This window comes from Nostoc sp. 2RC (genome assembly GCF_014222165.1).
Classification (GTDB): Bacteria; Cyanobacteriota; Cyanobacteriia; order Cyanobacteriales; family Nostocaceae; genus Nostoc; species Nostoc linckia.
Window position 1 is genome coordinate 1 of record NZ_JACKZU010000495.1, and the last position, 4,927, is coordinate 4,927.

Here is a 4,927-nt window from a genome sequence, read left to right on the forward strand (position 1 = left end):
ACTCCTGAATTCTGACTCCTGAATTCTGACTCCTGAATTCTGACTCCTGAATTCTGACTCCTGAATTCTGACTCCTGTCTATAAATTAGACAAAACATCCCTTGCAGCGGCTATAGTCTGGTTAATATCTTCGTCGGTGTGAGCCAAAGATGTAAAACCAGCCTCAAATTGAGAAGGTGCTAAGTAAATACCGCGTTCTAACATACCACGATGGAAGCGTCCGAATTTGGCTGTATCAGATTTTTTCGCATCTTCGTAGTTGTGAACTGGGCCAGAGGTAAAGAATAAGCCGAACATAGCGCTGATTTGACCGCCACAAACAGCATGACCTGTTTCTTTCGCCACTTGTAGCAAACCATCTGCTAGCTTTTTAGTAATTCGGTCAAGATACTCGTAAGCACCAGGCTTTTGCAGTAATTCCAAAGTTTTAATCCCAGCAGTCATGGCCAGGGGATTACCCGAAAGAGTCCCGGCTTGATATACAGGGCCAGCTGGGGCAACCAATGACATGATATCTCGACGACCGCCATAGGCTCCCACTGGCAAACCACCACCAATGACCTTACCCAAGGTTGTTAAATCGGGAGTGATGCCAAACTTTTCTTGAGCGCCACCGTAAGCAATGCGGAAGCCTGTCATTACTTCGTCAAACACCAACAACGCCCCATATTCGTGAGTCAGTTCCCGTAGTCCTTCCAGGAAACCAGCATCCGGCGCAATAAATCCAGCGTTACCGACCACTGGTTCTAGAATCACACCAGCAATTTCATCTTTGTTTTCCTCAAATAAGGCTTTGACGGCTTCCAAGTCGTTGTAAGGCGCTGTGAGAGTGCTGCTAGTTGCCGATTTTGGTACACCAGGGGAATCTGGCAAACCAAGTGTAGCCACACCAGAACCCGCTTTCACTAAAAACGTATCGGCGTGTCCGTGGTAGCAGCCTTCAAACTTGATGATTTTGTCTCGGTTAGTGAAAGCCCGCATTACCCGCAAAACTCCCATGCAGGCTTCAGTTCCAGAGTTAACAAATCTGACCATTTCGATGCTGGGAACGGCATCAATGACCATTTCTGCCAAAACATTTTCTAGTACTGAGGGGGCACCGAAACTAGTGCCTTTTTCTAGGGCTTCACGCAAAGCTGCTGTGACTTCCGGATGAGCATGACCGCAAATAGCCGGGCCCCAAGTGCCTACATAGTCTATGTACTGGTTGCCATCTACATCCCAAATATACGCATCTTTAACGCGATCGAAAACTATGGGCTGTCCGCCTACAGATTTAAAAGCACGAACTGGAGAACTGACTCCTCCTGGCATCAGGTTTTGAGCAGCGGCAAAGATTTCTTGTGATTTTGTTGTTTTAATTGGGGTATTTACCAAGGTTCTCTCCTAACAGTGGGCAATAAAAAGCTCTATCTTAGGATAGGGTCAAAAGCTGTTCAGAACTTCTATCGTATAAAATTAGCGGAACCAAGAAAATAACAATATGTTATACAAGTCTAACGATGACTTGCCTTTAGATATTCGGACTCGATTATCTGAGGCATATCAAGATTTATACCGGGCAGCTTTTAACTCGGCAATTCATTGGTATGGTGAGGCTTCTAAAGCTCATCAAGTTGCCCTCAGTGCTGTGAAGATGCACTCTGCTATGGAACGAAATGCTGTTGCTTAAAGCTAAATTAAGATAACTGAATTTAGAAAAACATAACATCTGCCCTATTTAGAATGGTATCGTGAATCCATGAATCATTCTCATTAGAGCAGACTAGCAAGGTATGTATTCTAACGATTCCCATTCGCTACATTACGCCATTCCTGTTGAAAAAATTCGCTACGATGAACGGGGTCTAGTGCCTGCAATTGTCCAAGATTATCTGGATGGCACTGTCCTGATGATGGCGTGGATGAATCAAGAGTCGTTACAAAAAACTTTGGAAACACAAGAAACCTGGTTTTGGAGTCGTTCTCGCCAAGAGTTCTGGCATAAGGGAGGGACTTCTGGGCATATCCAAAAAGTGCAGAGTATTCGTTATGACTGTGATAGTGATGCCTTGCTTATTGGGGTGGAGCAAGTAGGAGATATTGCCTGCCACACAGGAGAAAGAAGTTGCTTTCACCAAATAGAAGGAAAAATAGCTGCTCCACCAGGAGATACATTGTCACAATTATTTCAAGTAATCTGCGATCGCCGGGATCATCCAATTGAAAGTTCTTATACCTGCAAGTTATTAGCAGGTGGTGATAATAAAATCTTAAAGAAAATCGGTGAAGAAAGTGCCGAGGTGGTAATGGCTTTTAAGGATGATGAGCCAGAAGCGATCGCCGGTGAAGTCGCTGATTTGCTGTATCATACTTTGGTCGCCCTAGCTCATCATCAAGTTGATTTAAAATCTGTATATCGTAAGCTCCAAGAACGTCGCCGATAGTCACTGTAAGAAAGAGGATTACTTTATTCGTGTACCTACAGGTTGAATTTCTCTTGCCGAACCAATATGCGCTAACGATAATGAGATATCGTTAAATTTTATCCCAGCTAAAGCCCACTGAAGTTCAAGTGTTCCCACCCAGAAACGTGCCCGGTCAATGACACTCGCCAAAATGGGATAGTCGCTTTCCATACGTCGCACAATACTTTCTCCGTAATTACCGAGTTCCACAGCAATATCGCAAGCGGGGTCGCCCAAACCAGCTGTGCCAAAGTCAATCAGACCGTTGATGCTCTCTGATAGAGGGTCAAATAGAATGTGATACACTGCCTTATCGCCGTCGATTAGTACGGGTGTGTAAGTGAGGTCAAGTTCACCTGTAATGATGGGCGCGAAAAGTTCATGTATCCAAGTTTGCTGATGACGCCATAAGTGAGGAAAAAGAGTTTCTTGAACTTGCTCATACAATTGCAACCAATCTTCACGGGAACGTTCTGCACCAGAAGAAGACACCCCAGCATTCACTAAAACTTCATTTGGGATGCTGTGCAATTGGTGATGAAATCTGGCTAGTTGAGAGATGATACGCACTTGTGATGCTTCACTAAGTTTAAGGAGGGTGTTACGGGATAGCGGCTCACCTTTAATAAATCTGTAGCTAACAAAGCCTTCTTCTAGGTGTTCAAAGTATGGAACCCGCAGTTCAACATATTTTTGCACCACTTCCAACACCTTAGCTTCATGGAAAAGCACTTGTTTTCCCCAGTCGTCTTTGGCAAAGCGACACACAATCTCATGATTAACAATTACCACATCGTTAACCATCCCATCTTGATTAAAGTCAAGATGGTCAATAGAGATATTGGGATAGATAGCACGAATTTTTTCGAGATACGACAAAGGAATATTCACAGTAAATCCTGAGATAAGTACAACAAACAAAAATCAATATTTATCGAACTTTTAGCCCGATCGCAGCGAGTGATAATGATTTGCCTGTTTGTTGTATCAACGTACCACTGTGATTTAACTCCTGAGAAACTTTCTAAGTACGAGCATACCACTATTTTGATGATGAATCAGCCAAAATTCGATTCAAGTACTGTAAAATTACCACAGCGATCGCCACGCTGAAAGAAAAGCCCAACCAAAAGCGATCGGTTATGATTTGTGGTTGGTCTAATGCCCATCCACCCAAAGGATGACCAATAAAAGAGCCAACGGCCCAACACAAGGCATTAATAGAGAAATAAAGGCCGCGTTGATTTTCCGGGGCTAACTCAGTGACTAAGGACGCAGCAGATGGAGTGTAGGAAACAACAGCGACAGCAAATACTCCCAATGCCAATGTTGCCCAAGCTAAATTACCAGATGCAGCAGTACCACTTACCCAAATGAATCCAAAACCAATTGCCCAAAGAATGGCGGAAATAGTCAGGGCGAGTGTATGAGAACAACGTTTTAAAAGGGCGGTAATAGGTAACTGACAGATGATAGCTACCATCAAATGCCAAGCAAATATTCTGCTAATGATAATTTCAGCAAATCCTTTGTCAGTACTTTCAATGACAAAGTTTTTGAAGTAAAGCGGCAAGATACTGTGTATTTGTGAAATGTAAATTGTGAAGAAGATATTAGCGGCGATGTAAATCAAAAAACGACCATCTTTCAATACTGCCATCCAAGAAGCGAAATATTGTGTTTTTTCACCTCCGGTTTCCTGCTGGTTGGTTTCAGTAATTCCTACATAAATAACGCCAAAAAACACTAAAAAAGAGATGGCATCAATTATAAATAGCCAGCGATAACTCCCAATTATTCCTATCAAAAACCCCGCCAAGGTGATTCCGATGGCTAACCCCAGATTATCTGCTAATCGGCTAATAGCAAAAGTTTCCCGACGATTTTCTATTTCGCTGGCGTCAGCAACAACAGCTTCCATAGCTGGCCAATACAAACCTATCCCTAAGCCGTGAATCAAGCTACCGATTACCAAAACAGTAAAATTACTGCTGGCAGCGAAAACTACAGAAGCAACTGCTAAAATCGCCGTCGCCAGCAATAAAGTGCGGCGGCGTCCCCATTTACCGGAATCAGCCAAAGAACCACCTACAATTCGCCCAACAATGCCGGAAATCGACGCACTAGCCAAGGCTACACCAACGGCGGTTGCAGACAAACCAACTTCATTGACGAAAAAGATCGGCGCATAAAACAAAGTAAAGCCAGTGCCAACTTCTGATAAAAATCTACCAATGGCCAAACTCCATACCTGGGGATGTATCGAAGGCAACCATGAGGATAACTGGAATTGGGAAGCTAATTTCATCAACTTAAATGTCAATGCCCTTCGGGCAGGGAAAAGGTTAAAGGGAAAAGGGAAAAGGGAACTCCATAACTAAAGTTAGGGACTTGAAGTAAGGACGCCGTATTTCTCGTAGTACGTATCTCGAAATACATCTTTACATCTGCTCCATGTTTAAAAACTCTTTCTTATGTCC

The 4,927-nt window shown here is 43.4% G+C and carries 5 protein-coding genes; 2 read left to right on the plus strand and 3 right to left on the minus strand.

Annotation, left to right across the window (positions count from 1 at the left end; translation table 11 throughout):
• Nucleotides 1–78: 78 nt before the first annotated feature.
• Entirely contained in the window at nt 79–1,377 is a 1,299-nt protein-coding gene (gene hemL / locus GNE10_RS32035) for a glutamate-1-semialdehyde 2,1-aminomutase (protein ID WP_185570004.1), read from the minus strand.
• Nucleotides 1,378–1,483: 106 nt separating this feature from the next.
• Between hemL and GNE10_RS32040 the strand changes: the two genes are divergently transcribed.
• Entirely contained in the window at nt 1,484–1,672 is a 189-nt protein-coding gene (locus tag GNE10_RS32040) for a ChaB family protein (protein WP_099067989.1), read from the plus strand.
• A gap of 103 nt (nt 1,673–1,775) precedes the next feature.
• Complete coding sequence (hisIE, locus tag GNE10_RS32045; protein ID WP_185570005.1) at nt 1,776–2,426, plus strand: bifunctional phosphoribosyl-AMP cyclohydrolase/phosphoribosyl-ATP diphosphatase HisIE; 651 nt, start codon at nt 1,776–1,778, stop codon at nt 2,424–2,426.
• A gap of 18 nt (nt 2,427–2,444) precedes the next feature.
• Here the strand turns inward: hisIE and GNE10_RS32050 are convergent, their stop codons facing one another.
• Both GNE10_RS32050 and GNE10_RS32055 read right to left on the minus strand, forming a co-directional pair.
• The gene (locus GNE10_RS32050) at nt 2,445–3,338 is read right to left on the minus strand and encodes a phosphotransferase (protein ID WP_311774904.1); all 894 of its coding nucleotides are present in this window, start codon (nt 3,336–3,338) and stop codon (nt 2,445–2,447) included.
• A 151-nt stretch (nt 3,339–3,489) separates the two neighbouring features.
• Nucleotides 3,490–4,755 (minus strand): MFS transporter, encoded by a 1,266-nt coding sequence (locus GNE10_RS32055; protein ID WP_185570006.1) that lies wholly within the window; start codon nt 4,753–4,755, stop codon nt 3,490–3,492.
• Nucleotides 4,756–4,927: the final 172 nt, after the last annotated feature.